At 71.3% G+C, this 16,822-nt stretch carries 15 protein-coding genes; 5 read left to right on the plus strand and 10 right to left on the minus strand.

Annotation, left to right across the window (positions count from 1 at the left end; all coding sequences use genetic code 11):
- Nucleotides 1-47 precede the first annotated feature (47 nt).
- Complete coding sequence (locus tag AB0K14_RS19750; RefSeq protein WP_360459925.1) at nucleotides 48-263, minus strand: MbtH family NRPS accessory protein; 216 nt, start codon at nucleotides 261-263, stop codon at nucleotides 48-50.
- Nucleotides 264-759: 496 nt separating this feature from the next.
- On the opposite strand from AB0K14_RS19750, the gene AB0K14_RS19755 reads away from it, so the two are divergent.
- From AB0K14_RS19755 to AB0K14_RS19765, 3 genes are all read left to right on the plus strand, one after another.
- Nucleotides 760-2,232, plus strand: a complete 1,473-nt coding sequence (locus AB0K14_RS19755) for a family 43 glycosylhydrolase (RefSeq protein WP_360459923.1) — start codon at nucleotides 760-762, stop codon at nucleotides 2,230-2,232.
- A 64-nt stretch (nucleotides 2,233-2,296) separates the two neighbouring features.
- On the plus strand, nucleotides 2,297-3,664 hold the full coding sequence (locus AB0K14_RS19760; RefSeq protein ID WP_360459921.1) for a glycoside hydrolase family 43 protein: 1,368 nt from the start codon (nucleotides 2,297-2,299) through the stop codon (nucleotides 3,662-3,664).
- Nucleotides 3,665-4,018: 354 nt separating this feature from the next.
- Entirely contained in the window at nucleotides 4,019-4,585 is a 567-nt protein-coding gene (locus AB0K14_RS19765) for a hypothetical protein (protein ID WP_360459919.1), read from the plus strand.
- Nucleotides 4,586-4,592: 7 nt separating this feature from the next.
- Here the strand turns inward: AB0K14_RS19765 and AB0K14_RS19770 are convergent, their stop codons facing one another.
- Nucleotides 4,593-5,387, minus strand: a complete 795-nt coding sequence (locus tag AB0K14_RS19770; protein WP_360459917.1) for an SDR family oxidoreductase — start codon at nucleotides 5,385-5,387, stop codon at nucleotides 4,593-4,595.
- A gap of 250 nt (nucleotides 5,388-5,637) precedes the next feature.
- On the opposite strand from AB0K14_RS19770, the gene AB0K14_RS19775 reads away from it, so the two are divergent.
- Nucleotides 5,638-6,183 carry an EF-hand domain-containing protein gene (locus tag AB0K14_RS19775; protein ID WP_360459915.1) on the plus strand — a complete coding sequence of 182 codons (546 nt, stop codon included), beginning with the start codon at nucleotides 5,638-5,640 and terminating at the stop codon, nucleotides 6,181-6,183.
- A gap of 135 nt (nucleotides 6,184-6,318) precedes the next feature.
- Here the strand turns inward: AB0K14_RS19775 and AB0K14_RS19780 are convergent, their stop codons facing one another.
- The 3 genes from AB0K14_RS19780 to AB0K14_RS19790 all read right to left on the minus strand — a co-directional run bounded on the left by AB0K14_RS19780 (nucleotide 6,319) and on the right by AB0K14_RS19790 (nucleotide 9,634).
- Nucleotides 6,319-7,719 (minus strand): aminotransferase class V-fold PLP-dependent enzyme, encoded by a 1,401-nt coding sequence (locus AB0K14_RS19780; RefSeq protein WP_360459913.1) that lies wholly within the window; start codon nucleotides 7,717-7,719, stop codon nucleotides 6,319-6,321.
- A complete protein-coding gene (locus AB0K14_RS19785; RefSeq protein WP_360459911.1) occupies nucleotides 7,716-8,978 on the minus strand; it encodes an MFS transporter in 1,263 nt (420 codons plus the stop codon). The genes AB0K14_RS19780 and AB0K14_RS19785 overlap by 4 nt, the downstream gene beginning before the upstream one ends.
- A 62-nt stretch (nucleotides 8,979-9,040) precedes the next feature.
- Nucleotides 9,041-9,634 carry a TetR/AcrR family transcriptional regulator gene (locus tag AB0K14_RS19790; RefSeq protein ID WP_360459909.1) on the minus strand — a complete coding sequence of 198 codons (594 nt, stop codon included), beginning with the start codon at nucleotides 9,632-9,634 and terminating at the stop codon, nucleotides 9,041-9,043.
- A gap of 132 nt (nucleotides 9,635-9,766) precedes the next feature.
- Here AB0K14_RS19790 and AB0K14_RS19795 point away from each other — a divergent pair, with 132 nt between their 5' ends.
- Nucleotides 9,767-10,678 (plus strand): NmrA family NAD(P)-binding protein, encoded by a 912-nt coding sequence (locus AB0K14_RS19795; RefSeq protein ID WP_360459907.1) that lies wholly within the window; start codon nucleotides 9,767-9,769, stop codon nucleotides 10,676-10,678.
- Between the two features lie 48 nt (nucleotides 10,679-10,726).
- On the opposite strand, the gene AB0K14_RS19800 is transcribed toward AB0K14_RS19795, so the two are convergent.
- From AB0K14_RS19800 to AB0K14_RS19820, 5 genes are read right to left on the minus strand one after another with little or no spacing between them, the layout of a single operon-like run.
- Nucleotides 10,727-12,109, minus strand: a complete 1,383-nt coding sequence (locus AB0K14_RS19800) for a cellulose binding domain-containing protein (RefSeq protein ID WP_360459905.1) — start codon at nucleotides 12,107-12,109, stop codon at nucleotides 10,727-10,729.
- Nucleotides 12,110-12,127: 18 nt separating this feature from the next.
- The gene (locus AB0K14_RS19805; RefSeq protein WP_360459904.1) at nucleotides 12,128-13,606 is read right to left on the minus strand and encodes a beta-N-acetylhexosaminidase; all 1,479 of its coding nucleotides are present in this window, start codon (nucleotides 13,604-13,606) and stop codon (nucleotides 12,128-12,130) included.
- Nucleotides 13,607-13,630: 24 nt separating this feature from the next.
- Entirely contained in the window at nucleotides 13,631-14,452 is an 822-nt protein-coding gene (locus AB0K14_RS19810; RefSeq protein ID WP_360459902.1) for a carbohydrate ABC transporter permease, read from the minus strand.
- Complete coding sequence (locus AB0K14_RS19815; protein WP_360459900.1) at nucleotides 14,449-15,399, minus strand: sugar ABC transporter permease; 951 nt, start codon at nucleotides 15,397-15,399, stop codon at nucleotides 14,449-14,451. Before AB0K14_RS19815 ends, AB0K14_RS19810 begins: the two co-directional genes overlap by 4 nt.
- A 1-nt stretch (nucleotide 15,400) precedes the next feature.
- A complete protein-coding gene (locus AB0K14_RS19820; RefSeq protein ID WP_360459898.1) occupies nucleotides 15,401-16,660 on the minus strand; it encodes an extracellular solute-binding protein in 1,260 nt (419 codons plus the stop codon).
- Nucleotides 16,661-16,822: the final 162 nt, after the last annotated feature.

Here is a 16,822-nt window from a genome sequence, read left to right on the forward strand (position 1 = left end):
TTTGGGGCAGGTGTGCGTAATGCGCGAGGGTGGATCCGGGTGGAGCGTCAGCCGCGGTGCGCGGCGATGTGCTCGCGGACGCTGCGCGGGCGCATGTCCGTCCACACCCGGCCGATGTGGGCCAGGCAGTCTTCCCTGGTGCCGCGTGTCCCCTCGGCCCGCCATCCCAGCGGGAGGTCCCGGTCGGCGAACCAGACCGAGTACTGCTCCTCGTCGTTCACCACGACCAGGAATTCATTGTTATCTGCGTTCTCGTCACTCATGCAGTGTTCTCCAGCCCTGGGCGGATGCGGGCGGGTTGCCGTTCGCGCAACGTTACGCGCCGCGTCTCGTAATGTGGAATCCACTGAATGGTCGAACCATCCATTGGTTATGGGTGGCGTGACTTATTGAATCTCCCTATGGCGCGTTGCGCGGCGTGTCCGACCGGTCACCGAAGGCTTTCCCCGGCCCGGTCGGGGTCAATTCCCGGCGGACGTGGAATCCGGGCACCTGTTATCGCTAACAGAGCGGCGCGGTGCGGCCGATCGGCCTAATCTGTCGAACATCTTCGACTACAGAGGGTTGACCGGCGGGCGAAGTGACGCGGCTATTGAACCGTCGCCGATCGTGCTGTTAGCGTTAACAGGCGCGACCCGAGTAGACGGCGACCCCGTCCGCCCGCACCGCGATCCGCCGCCACGCCGTCCCACCGGCCCGCACCAGGCTCGACGCCCGCGGGCCACCGTTCGTCCATGCAGCGTCGCAGGGAGAGCAACCATGAGATCGACTTATCGGAGCGCGCGCCGCGGCGGCCTCGCTCTGGCCACCGTCACCACGTTGCTCGGTGCGGTCACGGTGGCCGTGCCGACCGCCGCGTCGGCGGCGGTGGTCGACACCAACGCCTCGTACGTGCTGGTCAACCGCAACAGCGGCAAGGCGCTGGACGTCTACGACCTCGCCACCGCCGACGGTGCCAGGATCTCGCAGTACACCCGCAACGACGGCGCCTGGCAGCAGTGGCAGTTCGTGGACTCCGGCGGCGGTTACTACCGGCTGAAGTCGCGGCACAGCGGCAAGGTCCTGGACTTCCCCTCCACCGCCGACCGCGCCGGCCTGGTGCAGAACACCGACGCCAACCGCACCGGCCAGCAGTTCCGCCTCGCCGACTCCGCCGGCGGGTACGTGCGGTTGCTCAACCGCGCCAGCGGCAAGGCGGTCGACGTGCTGGACTTCTCCACCGCCGACGGCGCGCAGCTCATCCAGTGGCCCGACACCGGCGGCACGAACCAGCAGTGGCAGCTGGTGAAGCTCGGCACGCCCGCGCCGGGCACGTTCACCAACCCGATCAAGCGCAACGGCCCCGACCCGTGGCTGCAGTACCACAACGGGTACTACTACCTGGCCACGACGACGTGGAACTCCACGATCACGATGCGCCGGTCGCGCACGCTGGCCGGGCTGTCCACGGCGGCCGACCAGGTGGTCTTCAACCTGACCCGGCCCAACGGGTGCTGCAACATGTGGGCGCCGGAGTTCTTCCTGCTGAACGGCCGCTGGTACCTGTACTACGTGGCCGGGCAGAACGTGTCGGACTACAACCCGACGCAGCGGTTGCACGTGCTGGAGTCCTCCGGCTCCGACCCGATGGGCCCGTACAGCTTCAAGGCCGACCTCGGCAACACGTGGGAACTCGACCCAAGCATCCTGCAGCACAACGGGCGGCTGTACCTGATGGGCAGCGCGATGGACGGCACCCAGTCGCTGACCATCACCCCGCTGTCCAACCCGTACACGATCAGCGGCGCGCGGCGCACGATCAGCCAGCCGACGTTGTCCTGGGAACGGCAGACGGCACCGGTCAACGAGGGCGCGGAGCCGCTGTACCACAACGGGCGCACGATGATCGTGTACTCGGCCAGCGCGTGCTGGGGCCCGGACTACAAGCTCGGCCTGCTCACCCTGACCGGCTCCGACCCGCTGAACCGCGCCCACTGGACGAAGTCGCCCAACCCGGTGTTCCAGCGCAACGACGGCAACGGCGTGTTCGCGCCCGGCCACAACGGGTTCTTCAAGTCGCCCGACGGCACCGAGGACTGGATCGTCTACCACGCCAACGACTCCGCGGGCGGCGGCTGCGACATGAACCGGTCGACCCGCGCGCAGAAGTTCACCTGGAACGCCGACGGCACGCCCAACTTCGGCACCCCGGTCCGGCTCGGCACGACGCTCACCGCACCGTCCGGCGAATGAACCTCCCCCGGGGCGGGTGTCTCCCGCCCGCCCCGGGGCTCCCCGTGAAAGGCACACACGGCTGATGTTGCAACGACGCACGCTGCTGGCCGGAGGACTCGCCTCACTGGCCCTGGCCCGGACCGGGACCGCCGCCGCGGCCCCCGGCGACTCCGCCTACGTGATGGGGTACTTCACCGAGTCACCGAACAAGGTCGCCGACCGCTACGCCCTGCACCTGGCGGTCAGCACCGACGGGCTCACGTGGACCCCGCTCAACCAGAACAACCCCGTCGCCACGCCCACGGCGGGCACCGGCGGCCTGCGCGACCCGTTCATCATGCGCAAGCAGAACGGCGGGTTCGTCGTGCTGGCCACGGACCTCACCGGCACCGACTTCACCCGCCAGAACCAGTACATCCACGCCTGGGACTCGGCGGACCTGCGGTCGTTCACGGGGTACCGCCGGTTGAAGATGCACTCGATGCCGACCCACACGTGGGCGCCCGAGGCGTTCTGGGACGCCGCGCGAGGCCAGTACGGCATCCTCTACTCGGCCAACAGCGGCGGTCGTGACGCCTTCTACGTCAACTACACCACCGACTTCGTCACCGTCAGCGCGCCGCAGCTGTTCTTCGACCCCGGCTTCAACGTCCTCGACGCCACGGTGCACGTCGGCAACGGCACGAACTACCTGTACTACAAGAGCTTCGCCGACGGCCGCCTCTACGGCGCCCGGTCCAGCACGCTCAACCCGCGCAGCTTCGACCGCGGCACCTACACCAGCGGTGTCGTCAACGGCGGCATCGAAGCACCGATCGTGGTCAAGGCGCACAACCGCAACGAGTGGTGGCTGTGGGGTGACTCGTTCTCCCCGGTCAACGGCGAGCTGTACGCGTGGCGCAGCGGCGACATCAACGCCAACTCGTGGACACCGCTGACCAAGGCGCAGTACACCCAGCCGCTCAACGCCAAGCACCCCACCATCTGCGGCATCACCGCCACCGAGCACGCCAACCTGCTGTCCCGGTGGGGCGCGCCGAGGTGGAACCGGATCAAGTCCTACAACTTCCCCGACCACCTGGTCCGGCACGCGGGCAACGTCGCCCGCATCGACCCCTACCCGTTCGACCCCTACCAGGACTCGATGTGGCAGCTCGTGCCCGGCCTCGCGTCCTCCTCCGGGGTGTCGTTCCGCTCGGTCAACCACCCCGACCGCTACCTGCGCCACGTGAACTACGCGCTGGCGTTGGCGGCCGACGACGGCAGCGCGACCTTCGCCGCCGACGCCACGTTCCACCGCGTCGCCGGCCTGGCCGACGGCGCCTGGACCTCCTTCCGCTCCCACAACTTCCCCGACCGGCACCTCCGGCACGCCGGATACGTGCTGCGCATCGACCCGATCAGCACCTCGACGGATCGGGCCGACGCCACGTTCCAGGTCGGTTCCTGACCCACAGGTCGGACCGATCGGGCTGCGGGCGCGGCACCTCGGCGGCGTGCCGCGCCCGCAGAGCCCTCTCCTGTCCGCCGAGCGGTGTCGGGGTCGGCCGCGCCGGCGACACCACTGTGCGATGCCGGTCCCGACGTCAGGGGCGGAAGGTTTCAGCTCGTGGTGGGGACGACGTCGACCCAGTAATCGATGCCGATGTCGTGGTGGGTCGGAACCCGGCGTCGGTCCGATACCTGCCGTTGGCGTACGCACCCGGTGCCGTCCACAGCGGAGCGGAGACGACATCGCCGGCTCTGCCGCGATTTCCGCCCCGGAGCGGCCGCCACCAGGCATGATCTACGCCGGGGGTGGGTGATGTCACGAGTGGTCAGGTGGTCCGCGGTCGGGTTCGCGGTGGTCGTCGCCACGGCGTGGATCGTGTTGGCGCAACCGGCGTCGGTGGCCGGCCAGGCCCGGCCGTGGTCGGGCGGCGTGGCACCGGCCGAGGTGGCGGCGGCGTTCGAGCGGTGCGTCGAGCAGGCGGGCACCGACGAGGCGTTCACGATGGGGCCCGCCCACCTGCGCGACGACGGCCGGCTCGTGATCGGCGCCGTCTCCGACGACACGCTGCTGGAGTGCGGCGTCGGTGAACGGGGGATCACGGTCGTCACCGCGGAAGCGGACGACCATTCGGGCCGGAAGGTGCCGTTCGGCGGCCTCTCCCTGACCGGCTACGAGGGTCGGCCCGGGGCGACCGTCGTCGGGTACGCGGGTGACGACGTGGCTGCGGTGAACTTCCGCACGCCGGACGGTCGGGTGATCCCCGCGCGGGTGCGCAACGGCGTCTTCGTCTTCGAGCTGCCCGGCACGCCCGAGTACGACTACCAGGACCTCACCCACGAGGCGTTCGACGCGACCGGAGCGGTGATCCCCGGCCGGTGAGCCGGGGTCACGGCAGGATCGAGTCGACGTAACCACCGTCCACGCGCACCGCAGCTCCGGTCGTCGCGGACGCCTGCGGCGAGGCCAGGTACACCACCAGGTTGCCGATCTCCTCGGGCTCGATCAACCGCCCCAGCAGCGACTGCGGCCGGTGCACGCGCATGAACTCCCGCTGCGCCTGCTCCCACGGCAGCGAGCGGTCCACCAGTTGGTAGACGAAGTCCTCCACGCCCCCGGTGTGCGTCGGACCCGCGATCACGCAGTTCACCGTCACCCCGCTGCCCGCCGCCTCCTTGGCGAACCCCCGCGACACGCCCAGCAGCGCCGTCTTCGACACCCCGTAGTGGATCATCTCGGCCGGGATCACGACGGCCGAGTCGCTGGCGATGTACTGCACGCGCCCCCAGCCGCGCTCCCGCATCCCCGGCAGGTAGGTGCGGGTCAGCCGGACCGCCGCCAGCACGTTCACCTCGAAGTACCGCCGCCACTCGTCGTCGCTGATCTCCAACGCGGGCCGCGCGCCGAAGATGCCGACGTTGTTCACCAGCACGTCCACCTCGGGCAGCGCCGAGGCCAGCGCGGCCGCGCCGTCGGCGGTCGACACGTCCGCCGCCACGCCCAGCACGTCCGCCCCCGGCACCACCGCGCGCAGCCGCGCCACCGCCTCGTCCACCGCGTCGGGCTTGCGCCCGTTCACCACCGTCCGCGCGCCCGCCCGCGCCAACGCCGCCGCGATCGCCTCGCCGATGCCCTGCGTCGAACCGGTGACCAGCGCCGTCTTCCCGCTCAGATCCAGGTGCATGGCGACCATGATCGCGCAAACGGGGTAACGCCGCCGTTCGCCGACGACCGCCGACCACGCTGCCCCGGTGGCCACAGCTCTGCCGACGCGATTCGTGCGGTGATCTCCACTCTCGGTCATTGTCGAGATCCGGAAGGAAACCCCATCGAGTGAGAGCCGAACCCGATTCGCCGCTGCCTGATGGTGGTGATCCGTCCGTAGGCTGCGGTTCCTGGGGCAAGCCGCGTCATCGATCGGAAGGGGGATCCCCATGTCGGACCGGGTTCTGCTCGACAACATCGACCGGGTTTTCGCGATTCTCGACGTCGACGGCGACGGTGGGATCAGCAAGGGCGACTTCACCGCGATGGGGGCCGGGGTGGCGAGGGAGTTCGGGTTCGACGAGAACGCGCCGCAGGCCCGGAGCCTGATCACGAAGTACGAGGGGATCTGGGACCACCTCCGCGGCGCGGACCTCGACGTCGACGGCGTGGTGGGTGCGGCGGAATTCCGGGAGGCCCACACCTCCGGGAGGGTGACCACCGAGGTGCTGGTCGAGAGGTGGCTGTCCGCGACGCACGGGAACTTCGAGGTGGCCGACCGCGACGGTGACGGTTACATCGACCTGGAAGCCTTCGCCGCCATCTACCGGGGAGCGGGGATCCCGGACCGGAAGGTGGCCGAGACGGCGTTCGGGGCGATGGACGTCGACGCCGACGGCCGCCTCGACTGGAACGAGCTGTCCGCGCACGCGCGAGGCCTGTTCACGGCGACCGACGAGTCCGCGAAGGGCACCCACATGGTCAGCGGCGACTGACGGCGACGGTCCCGGCTCACCACCGCGGGACGGAGTCGGATCCCGCGTGACCCGGATCGTTGCTCGAACCGTCCGCGTGACCGGCGCACTCCCGATCGGACGGCGGTCGGTCGAGTGGTGCGGACACCCGGGGGTTCACGAGTACAGCGCGCCCAGGAACTCCACCAACAGCCGCTCCCGCAACGCCGGACTCGCCGCCGCGAGCAGGGCGTTCACCGTCGCCATCCGCTCCGGCAGCACGCTCTCGCCCCCGCCCATCCCGGCCGCGGCGAGCAGCCCGGCGAACTCCTCGGGCGTGAGCGAGTCCGGCTGGAGCCCGCCGATGAACGCCACGACCTCGGGAGCCACCCGCACCGGTCCTGCCTCGATCGCGGCCTCCACCGACGCCCGCAGGTCGTCCACCAGTTCCGACTCGTGCCCGGCGTTCGCCGCCGTGACGGTGAGGTGCAGGTTCGCGGGGGAGGAGCGGTAGGCGAACTGCGGCTGCACGTACCAGTTCCGCGCCTTCATCTCGTCGGCCACGGTGAACACGTCGAAGTCGTCCCGCGCGGCCGCCACCGCCAGCAGCGTCGCCGACGGCGTGCCGAGCACCCGCAGCCCGTCGATCCGCGCGATGCCCTCACGCAACAGCCGGGTGCTCTCCAACGCCTGGCGCGCGAGCGAGCGGTACCCGTCGTCACCGATGTGCCGCAGCACCGCCCAGGCGGCGGCCAGGGGACCACCGGACCGGGTGGACTGCGTGGTCGAGTTCAACATCGTGTAACCGGGCCACGCCGCCGACGCGAAGTACTGCGACCGGCGCAGGTCGGCCGACGCGTGCAGCAGCACGGACGTGCCCTTCGGGCAGTACGCGTACTTGTGCAGGTCGACCGAGATGCTGGTGACACCCGGTACGGAGAAGTCGAACGGCGGCACGTCCGACGCGTGCGGCAGCACCCACCCGCCGATGCACGCGTCCACGTGGCAGCGCACGCCGCGTTCACGGGCGGCGGCCGCGATCTCGGCGATCGGGTCGACCACCCCGTGCGCGTACGACGGCGCGCTGGCCACCACGAGCACCGTGGACGGGTCGATCGCCGCCGCCATCGCCACCGGGTCCGCCCGGAACGTCTCCGGGTCCACCGGCACCGCGACCACCCGCACCCCGAAGTAGTGCCCGGCCTTGTGGAACGCCGCGTGCACGGTCTCCGGCACCACCATCGAGGGCCGCGCGACGTCGGGCCGCGAGTCCCGTGCCGCGACCACCGCGAGCAGGCACGACTCGGTGCCGCCGGACGTGACCGTGCCGACGGTCGCGTCGTCACCGCCCAGCAACCGGGCCGCCGTGCGCACCACGTCGTTCTCCAGCCGCAGCAAGCTCGGGAACGCGGTCGGGTCGAGCCCGTTCACCGACGCCGCCAGGGCGTGCGCGGACGCCGCCAACTCGTCCAGGCCGGGCAACGCGCTGTCGTACACGTAGGCCAACGTCCGCCCGCCGTGCGTGGGCAGGTCGCCGGCACGCAGGGCGCGCAGCTCGGCCAAGAGGTCGTCGGTCACGCGGTCTCCTCGCGCAGCAGGGGCAGGGCCGCCAACGCCAGCACGGCCGGGATGACGGTGAAACCGAGCAGCGCGGCGGTCACCGCGCCGGAGGACTGCACGACCGAGCCGTCGGTGCTCGCGACGTACCCGCCGGCGGCGAGGACCAGCCCGTACACGCCGGGGCCGAGCGCCAGCCCCAACGTCTCACCGGCCGTCCACACCCCGGAGAACAAGCCCGCCCGGGTGGCGCCGGTCCGCCGTTCCTCGGCGGTGATCACGTCCGGCAGCATGGCCAGCGGGAACACCTGCATGCCCGCGTAGCCCACGCCGATCACGGCCATCAGCACCAGCACCGCCGCGACCGGCAGCACCCGTGCGGCGGTCAGCCCGGCCACCGCGGCCGCGAACAGCACCGACGCCGCGACCAACCCGACCCGCTTGCCGTACCGCCGCCCGACGCGTTGCCACAGCGGCATCACCAGCAGCGCGGGCCCGACGAACCCGGCGAACAGCGCGGTCTGCAAGCCCTGCTCGCCCAGCACCAGGCGGGCGAAGTAGTCGACGCCGGCGAGCATCGTGCCCAGGCCGACGGCCTGCACCACGAACACGACCAACAGCAGCCGGAACGGCCGCGACCCGCGGACCGCCGCCACCAGCTCGCCCGCACCGGCCGCCGTCGAGACCCGCCGCGACACCGGCACACCGCGCGTGCCCGCGAACGTGGCCAGCGTGCCGACCACCATCAGCGCCGCGACCGCCACGCCCATGCCCGGGTAGCCGATCGCGTCGCGCACCGCGGGCGCGCCCGCGCCGCTGACCAGGATCGCCAGCGCCAGGAACGCCATCCGCCACGCCATCAGCCGAGTGCGCTCGTCGTAGTCCTCGGTGATCTCCGCGGCCATCGCCACGTACGGGACCTGGAAGAACGCGTACGCCGTCGCGCAAGCCAGGAACACCAGCGCCACGTACACCGCCGCGCCCGCCCCGGTGAACGGCCCGGCGAACAGCAGCGCGAACAACACCGCGGTCACGACGCCGCCGCGCAGCAGGAAGGGCCGCCGCACCCCGGCACGGTCGCTGATCCGACCGGCCACCGGGTTGAACAGCACGTCCCACGCCTTCGGCACGAGCACCAGCAGACCGGCGACGGCGGCGGGCACGGCGAGGCTGTCGGTCAGGTACGGCAGCAACAGCAGGCCGGGCACCGTGCCGAACGCGCCGGTGACGAACGACCCGGTCGCGTACCCCGCCCGCGTCCCACGAGTGATCTGCGGCATAGGCGGAAGAGTTTCGCATTCGACCCCCTGCCCGCGCGAGGGCGACTTCGGGGGTGTCCCGGTCACACCGGACGTGCCGCGCGGCCGGCGGGCGGCACGGCACCCGTGAGCTCGGCGACCAGCGCCACCGCGACCTCACCCGCCCGCTCGCCGCCGGGGTGCGCCGCGCTCGCGTACATGCCCTCGATCACGAGCCAGATCCGGTCCGCCAGCAGGTCCGGCCGGGCGGCGCCCGTCTGCTCGGCCAGGTCGGCGATGTGCCCGCGCACGTCCGCCAGGTGGTCGGCGGCGAACCCGCCCACCCGGTGGTCCGGGAACTCGGTGAAGCAGTTGCGGAAGGCGCAGCCGCGGTAGTCGGGCTGCCGCACCTGACGGGCCGCCAGCTCCGTGATCGCCACCAGTTGGGCCCTCGGGTCGCCGGCCAACGGCGCCGTGGCCTCCTCGACCTGCGCCAACCAGGTGGCGCGCAGCCCGGCGAGGTGGGCGACCACCAGGTCGTCCTTGCTCGGGAACTCGCGGTAGAGCAGGTTCTTCCCGCAGCCGCACTCGTCGACGATCCGCTGCATGCCGACCGCCCGCACCCCGTGCGAGGTGAAGAGCCTGGCCGCGGTGTCGAGGATGCGGTCGCGGGTGTCCGGTGCCGGTCGGCGTGCCATCACCACCTCCCGGCCCGAGCTTAGCGGACCGTTCGGTCCGGTCTACTTGACGCGGCGGCCGGACCGGGCACAGGATTGGCGGACCGATCGGTCCGGAACCGGTCGATCCGTTCGACGAGGGGGATCCGCAGGATGTCGCCACCCGCCGTGCTCGTGTTCGGCTCCACCGGCAGGACCGGTGGAGCCGTGGTGAACCGACTGCTCGACGCGCACCGGGGCGGTGAGCTGCGGCTGATCGCGGCGGTCCGCCGCGCCGAGGCCGCCGCGGCGTTCGAGGCGCGCGGGATCGAGGTGCGGCAGGTCGACCTCGACTCGGCCGCGCGGCACGGGTTGGCCCCGGTCGTCGCGGCGCTGCGGGACGTGCGGCGGGTGTTCCTGGTGTCCGGGTACGACGTGCGGATGCTGAGCCAGACGAAGGCCGTGGTCGACGCGGCGCGACTGGTGGGCGTCGAGCACGTCGTCCACCTCGGCGTGCACGCCGAGCCGGACACCACGGTCGTGCACTTCGGCTGGCACCAGGTGGTGGAGGCCTACCTGGAGCGGTCCGGGCTCGGGCACACGAACCTCCACCCGACGGCCTTCATGCAGAACCTCCTGATGCCGGTGATGAGCGACGCGAAGTCGGCCGTGCTCACCCACTACGTCGGCGACGCCGCGACCAGCTGGGTCGACACCGAGGACATCGCCGCTGTCGCGGCGGCCGTGCTCAGGTCGCCTGCGGGTCACCACGGGCAGAGCTACGGGCTGGGTACGGAGACCGCCACCATCGGCGGGATCGCCGCCCTGCTCACGGACGTCACCGGACGGGCCTGGGCGTACGAGCCGAGGGAGCCGGCGGAGTTCTTCGCGGCGATGACGGCGGCGGGAGCGGACCCGCTCTACATGGACTGCGTCCGCACGGTCTTCGAACGGACCGGGGAGGGTTCGTTGCCGGAGGCGGCGGCCACGTTCGACACGGTCCAGCGGATCACCGGCCGGCCGGGCACCTCGCTGCGGGACTTCGTCGAGCGCCACCGCAGGCACTTCGAGCCGGCGGCCTCCTGAACCGCGGGCACCCGGGCCAGGCGACGACGCCGCCTGGCCCGGGTCGGCTCAGCTCGCGGGCACCGTGTCGACGTGCCCGACGCCCGCGGAGCGGTAGCCGTTCACGCGGGACTGGACCTGGGCCGGGCTCAGCACCTGGTCCTTGGCGAAGTACACGTAGTCCACGTGCTGCTGGTAGGTGCGGTCACCGGGGGTGCCGACCAGGCCACCGGAGATGAACCACAGGTTGAAGTTGAGCGACATCGGGGTCTCCGGGTAGTACTTGTCGCCGTGGTCGGCCACCTGCGCGCCGTCCACGAAGTACTTCACCCGGCCACCGGACACCTGGATCACCAGGTCGTGCCACCCCGCGTAGCTCCGCCGCTGCTCGGTGTGGATGTTGTCGGCGATCCACGGCTCGTTCTGGTAGGTCTCCCAGGTGGTCTCGTAGAGGATGTTGGCGGGCTCGCCCCACCCGCCGTTGGGCAGGTACTCGAAGTCGATCTCGCCGTAGTCCGGGTCCATGTTGCTGTTGAGCGGCGTGATGGTGAAGAACGTCTGCACCACGTGGTCGCCGTCGGGCCCGAAGACCGGCGCGTCGGAGAACTTCACCCGCGCCGCGTACGTGCCCTCGAAGAACTTCCGCTGGTGGTACAGCTCGGTCTGGCGCGCCGACGACCCGTTGTTGGACGCCTCCAACCGCATCGACTTCTGACCGTCCACGGTCGGGAACGTCACCAGCGCCGGATCCCACACCGCGCCCGGCACGCCCGGGCCTCCGCCACCCGAGCGGACCGTCCAACCGCGCTGCGCGATCCGGGAGTCGCCGGAGCTGGTGTAGCCGAAGTCGTCGAACAACGCCGGGCCGTTCGGGTTCGGCGGGGACGACGAGGTGGTCGTGGTGGTGGGGCCGGTCCCGCCGGGCGTGGTGCCCCACAACAGGGTGGCGCCCCGGTGCACGGTCACCCGGGACCACGCCGAGTAGGTACCGGCCGCGCGGAACGAGTAGTCGTCGGACTGGGTGATCGGACCCCAGTTCGACCGGTAGAACCGCAGTTGCAGGTCACCGGTGTCGGCGCCCGGGCCGAGCGAGCCCGCGCCCGCGGTGAACCCGACCTCCAGGTAGCGGTCGGCGGCGCCGCCGGTCAGCGTGCCGAACGTGCCGGTCACGTTGCCGCACCCGCGCACCGCCCACGAGCACGCGAAGCGGTAGCCGACGTCGGGCGCCTCGCTCTTGAAGTAGTAGCGGACCTTCAACTCCGGCAGCGGCACGGTCGTGCCGCCGGTGTTGACGAGCTTGAACCACGGTTCGACCTGGTCGGTCGTCGCACCGGACGCGCTGGTCCGGTACTGGGCGGTGACCGAGTCGGCGGCCAACGCCATCGGTGCGGCCACCAGCGCGGCGACCGACACCGCGGCGGCCCCGATCGCGGCGATCATGCGTGCGTGCACTTCGGTTCTCTCCTCAAGTCAGCAGGGTGGGACAGGGGAGCGGGTGTCGACCTCCTTCCTCGACAGGGGAACGGACAGCGCGCTCAGGCGGCCGGTGTGCGCGTGCATCCGTTCGGTGAAGTCGGTCCAGGACGGTCGTTGCGCCCAGAGCGTGTCGGCGAGGGCCGCGAGCCGCGGGTAGGCCAGCCGTTCCAGGTGGTGCGCGGTCGGCGCGTACTCCGTCCACAACGCGCACTGCGCGCCGAGCACGCCGTCCGGCAGGGGCAGGTGGTAGACGTCGTGCGCGGTCACGACCAGGCCGGGCTGGCCGGCGGGTTCGGACGGGTCATCGGACTGGGGGTAGTCCAGGTAGGTCGACCGGTGCGGCGCCATCACCACGTCGTGCCCGAGGTCCGACGCCGACCGCGCGTCCGCCGCGTCACGCCACGGCATCACCACCACGCGCGGGTCGCCGACCGGCTCCCACGACACGGGCACCCGCCCACGCCCGACCACGTGGTCGGCCATCGCGCGCAGGAACCAGCCGTGCAGCTCGTGCGGCCCGGCCAACCCCTCCCGGCGGACCCGCCGCAACGCGCTCGGGCTGGACTCCCACTCGGCGGTGGGGCACTCGTCGCCGCCCAGGTGCACGTGCGGACCGGGGAACACGTCCACCACCTCGTCCAGCACGTCCCGGCAGAGGTCCAGCGCAGCGTCGTGCACCCCGAACACCGCGTCGCTGACGCCCCACCGCGTCCACACCGGCAGCCGCCGCGCGGGGAAGTTGCCCAGCTCCGGGTACGCGGCCAGCGCGGCGCGGGCGTGCCCCGGCATCTCGATCTCCGGCACGATCCGGACACCGCGTTCGTCGGCGTAGGACACGAGCCCGACCAACTCCACGCGGGTGTACGAACCGCCGTGCGGCACGCCGTCACCCATGGTCTCCGCCCGCCACCCGCCGACCGACGTCAAGCGCGGGTGGCCCGGCACCGGCATCCGCCAGCCCTGGTCGTCGGTCAGGTGCAGGTGCAGCACGTTGAGCTTGTGCACGGCCATCAGGTCGACGAACCGGCGCAGCACCGCGACCGGCTGGAAGTGCCGGGCCACGTCGAGCAGCACCCCGCGCCACGGCAACCGCGGCGCGTCCCGAACGTCCACGCCGGGCAACGCCCAGTCCACACCGGGCACCGGCCGCGAGCCCGGCACCGTCGGCGTGAACAACTGCCGGATGGTCTGCACGCCGTGCGCCAGCCCGTGTCGCGTCGCCGCGCGCAGCACCACCGCGTGTTCGTTCACCGTGAGCGCGTAACCCTCGTCGCCGAGCCCCACCAGCCGCTCGTCCAACGCGAACACCACGCGCCCGTCCTCGTGCGACGGCAGCGGCAACCCGGTGGCCGGCCGCACCAGCGCGCGCAGCAACCGGGCCGCACCCTGGGCGCCGGGCGTGGCGTGGATCGCCGTGTCGCGGTCGAACGCGAACCGGCCGTGCCGCCGGATCAGCCGTGTCGGTCGTGGCACGATCACCGATAACCCCCCGAAGTGTCAGCCCTTGACCGCGCCACCGACGATCCCGGTGGTCACCCGCCCCTGGAGCACCAGGAACACCAGCAGCACGGGCAGCATGAACAGCGTCGAGGCGGCCATGGTCGCGCCCCAGTCCGTGCCGAACGTGTTGCTGAACGACGACAGCCACACCGGCAGCGTCCGGTCGTCCTGGTCCTTGATGATCAGCACGTTGGCGAAGGCGAACTCGTTCCACGCGGTGATGAACCCGAACAGCGACGTCGCCAGCAGACCGGGCGCGAGCAGCGGGAACACCACCCGGCGGAACGCCTGCGCCCGCGTGCACCCGTCCACCAGCGCCGCCTCTTCGAGGTCGACCGGGACGGCGGCGAGGAACCCGCGCAGCGTCACGACGGTGAACGGCAGCGTGATCATGAAGTAGACCAGCGTGAGCATCCAGAGCGTGTCGAGCATCCCGGTGTCGCGCGCGATCACGTAGATCGGGATGAGCAGCGCCTCCCACGGCGTCATCTGCGCCACGAACACCATCAGGATGAACCCGCGCCGCCCCTTCCAGCGCAGCCGTGCCACCGCGAACGCCGCCAGCAACGCGACCACCAGCGCCAGCAGCACGGCACCGCTCGCGACCAGGAGGCTGTTGCGCCAGAACGACCAGAACCCGCGCGCCGACACCGCCGTGCCGAAGTGCTCGAACGTCGACGACAGCGGCAGGAACGTCGGCGTCCGCGCCTGGATGTCGCGGGTCGGCTTGAACGCGGTCAGCACCATCCAGTACACCGGGAACACCGACACGACGAACACCGCCAGCGCCGCCGCCGCGCGCAGCACCCGGCCGGTCACGACACGTCCTCCTGCCGGTACATCTGCCGGAAGTACGTGAGCAGCACCAGCACGAGCAGCAGCACCATGAGCACCGACACCGCCGCGCCCAGGTCGTAGCGCTGCAACGACTGCGCGACCTGGAACGCGTACACCGGCAACGTCGTGGTCGCCTGCCCCGGACCGCCCTGCGAGATCACCCAGATCTGCACGAACGCCTTCACCACCCAGATCACCTCCAGGCAGGTGATCAACCCGAACATGGCCCGCAGCACCGGGAACGTGATGGAGGTGAACACCCGCCACGCGCCCGCGCCGTCCATCCGCGCGGCCTCGTACAGGTCGGACGGGATCGTCACCATCGCCGCGTACAGCGACAGCGCCGCGAACGGCACCGACTGCCACACGATCAACGCCACCAGGATGCCGAACGTGGCGGGACCGTCGGCGAACCACGTGTAGTCGCGGAAGCCCTCGAACCCCAGCTCCACCAGCGCCCAGTTGACCACCCCGAGCCGGGACTGGAACAGCCACTGGAACACGGTGGTGGCCGCGATCACCGGTGTCGCCCACACCAGCACCAGCCCGGACGTCACCAGCAGTCGCGTCCACCTGCCGAGCCGCACCAGCAGCAGCGCGACCAGCGTGGACAGCACCATGATCAGCACGACGTTGATCGCGGTGAACAGCAGCGTCCGCCGCACCACCGCCCAGAACTCCGGGTCACCCAGCACCCGCGCGTAGTTCGCCAGGCCGACGAACCTCGCGTCACCGCGCACCAGTTGGGGCAGCCCGAACTCCTGCACCGAGATGACGACGTTGCGCGCCAACGGGTACAGCAGCAGGAACCCGGTCGCCGCCACGGTCGGCGCGATCAGCAGGTACGGCCACCACGACGTGCGACGGCGTCGCGGCGGGGGAGGGGGCGGCGGGCGGTGCTCGACCGCCCGCCTCAGCGTCGTGGTCATGCTAGGCGCCCGAGTTGAGCGCCTGGGTGATGACCTCGTCCGCCTCGGCCGCGGCCGTCGCCGGGTCGGCGCCCGTCAGGACCGCGGTCAGGAACTCCTTGATCGGGTTGCGCGCCTCGACCGCGGCCCAGTTCGGCGAGTTCGGCGTGGCGCGCCCGTTGACCGCGCCCGCCGCCATCGCCGCCGCGCCGGGGTCGTCACCGACCGCACCCGCGAGGGAGGTCCGGTTCGGCACGTAGTCCATCGCCTTGGCCAGCTCGACCTGCCACTTCTCCCCGGCCAACGCCTTGACCACGGCGTACGCGCCGTCCTGGCGCGGTGAGGCCAGGGGGACGATCAGGTCCGAGCCGCCGGTGAACACCGCGCCCGGCGTGGCGGCGGTCTTGCCGGGGATGGGGAAGAAGCCGAGCTGGTCGGCCAGCTCCGGGTTGGCCTTGGCGACCAGCTTCGCCGCGCCGGGCACCGCGATGAACTGCGCGACCTGCCCGCCCGCGACCACGTCGGTCTGCTGCGGCTTGGCCTCGTCGGAGTCCTTCGGCCCGTCGCCCAACGCCTGCAACCGCCGGTAGAAGTCCGCGCCCGCCAACGCCTGCGGCGTGTTCAACGCCCCGGACCACTCCTCGCCCTTCCGCTGTTGTCCATCCTTCCGGGCGAGGTCACCGCCCTCGTCCCAGACGAACCCCGACAGCACGTACCAGTTCTGGCCCGGCAGGTAGATGCCCTGCGTGTCGCCCTCGTCCAGCTTCGCGGTGGTGGCCAGCCACTCCTCGCGCGTCTTCGGCGGTGCCACGCCGGCCGCCTCGAAGAGGTCCTTGCGGTAGATGACGACCCGGTTCGCCGCGTAGAACGGGATGCCGAACTGCCTGCCGTCCACCGCGCCCGGCTCGGCCAGACCGGGTATCCAGTCCTCGCCGCCCAGCTCGGCGACCTTGCCGGACAGGTCGGTGACCCCGTCGCTGGCCGCGTACTGGGCGACCTGGGTGTTGCCGACCTCGATGACGTCCGGCGGGTCGGTGCTCGCCAGCGCACCGGTCACCTTCTGCGTGATGCCGTTCCACTCCTGGATCTGGACGTCGAGGTCCAGCTCGGGGTGCTCGCGCTCGAACTCGGTCTCGAAGCGGCTGACGAAGTCGTCGGTGGCGGAGTCCTTCATCAGCCAGACGGTGATGTCCTGCTTCCCGCCGGACGCGCCCGGGTCGGAACCGCAGGCGGACAGGGCGAGCAACGACGCGAGGACGAAGGTGGCGGGTCGGTTCGGCACGTCTCACCTCTCAGCTGACCAATTGGTAAACCTGGGTGGAGCTTGTCGAAGATGGCATAGACCAATGTGGCAGTCAACACCCAGTTCACAGCCATGAGAGCGTTCTCCTGTCGCGTCAGACCAGACCTGACCACTGGTCTGACATACTGTCGGTGACCGGCA

Source organism: Actinosynnema sp. NPDC050801, assembly GCF_040673975.1.
Lineage (GTDB): Bacteria > Actinomycetota > Actinomycetes > Mycobacteriales > Pseudonocardiaceae > Actinosynnema.

What these genes read in the sequence shown, in the direction of transcription:
- AB0K14_RS19750 (WP_360459925.1), bottom strand. Translation starts at nt 263, where the DNA reads ATGAGTGACGAGAACGCAGATAACAATGAATTCCTGGTCGTGGTGAAC.
- AB0K14_RS19790 (WP_360459909.1), bottom strand. Translation starts at nt 9,634, where the DNA reads ATGGCACGCCGACCGGCACCGGACACCCGCGACCGCATCCTCGACACC.
- AB0K14_RS19785 (WP_360459911.1), bottom strand. Translation starts at nt 8,978, where the DNA reads ATGCCGCAGATCACTCGTGGGACGCGGGCGGGGTACGCGACCGGGTCG.
- AB0K14_RS19775 (WP_360459915.1), top strand. Translation starts at nt 5,638, where the DNA reads ATGTCGGACCGGGTTCTGCTCGACAACATCGACCGGGTTTTCGCGATT.
- AB0K14_RS19795 (WP_360459907.1), top strand. Translation starts at nt 9,767, where the DNA reads ATGTCGCCACCCGCCGTGCTCGTGTTCGGCTCCACCGGCAGGACCGGT.
- AB0K14_RS19770 (WP_360459917.1), bottom strand. Translation starts at nt 5,387, where the DNA reads ATGCACCTGGATCTGAGCGGGAAGACGGCGCTGGTCACCGGTTCGACG.
- AB0K14_RS19755 (WP_360459923.1), top strand. Translation starts at nt 760, where the DNA reads ATGAGATCGACTTATCGGAGCGCGCGCCGCGGCGGCCTCGCTCTGGCC.
- AB0K14_RS19765 (WP_360459919.1), top strand. Translation starts at nt 4,019, where the DNA reads ATGTCACGAGTGGTCAGGTGGTCCGCGGTCGGGTTCGCGGTGGTCGTC.
- AB0K14_RS19815 (WP_360459900.1), bottom strand. Translation starts at nt 15,399, where the DNA reads ATGACCACGACGCTGAGGCGGGCGGTCGAGCACCGCCCGCCGCCCCCT.
- AB0K14_RS19760 (WP_360459921.1), top strand. Translation starts at nt 2,297, where the DNA reads ATGTTGCAACGACGCACGCTGCTGGCCGGAGGACTCGCCTCACTGGCC.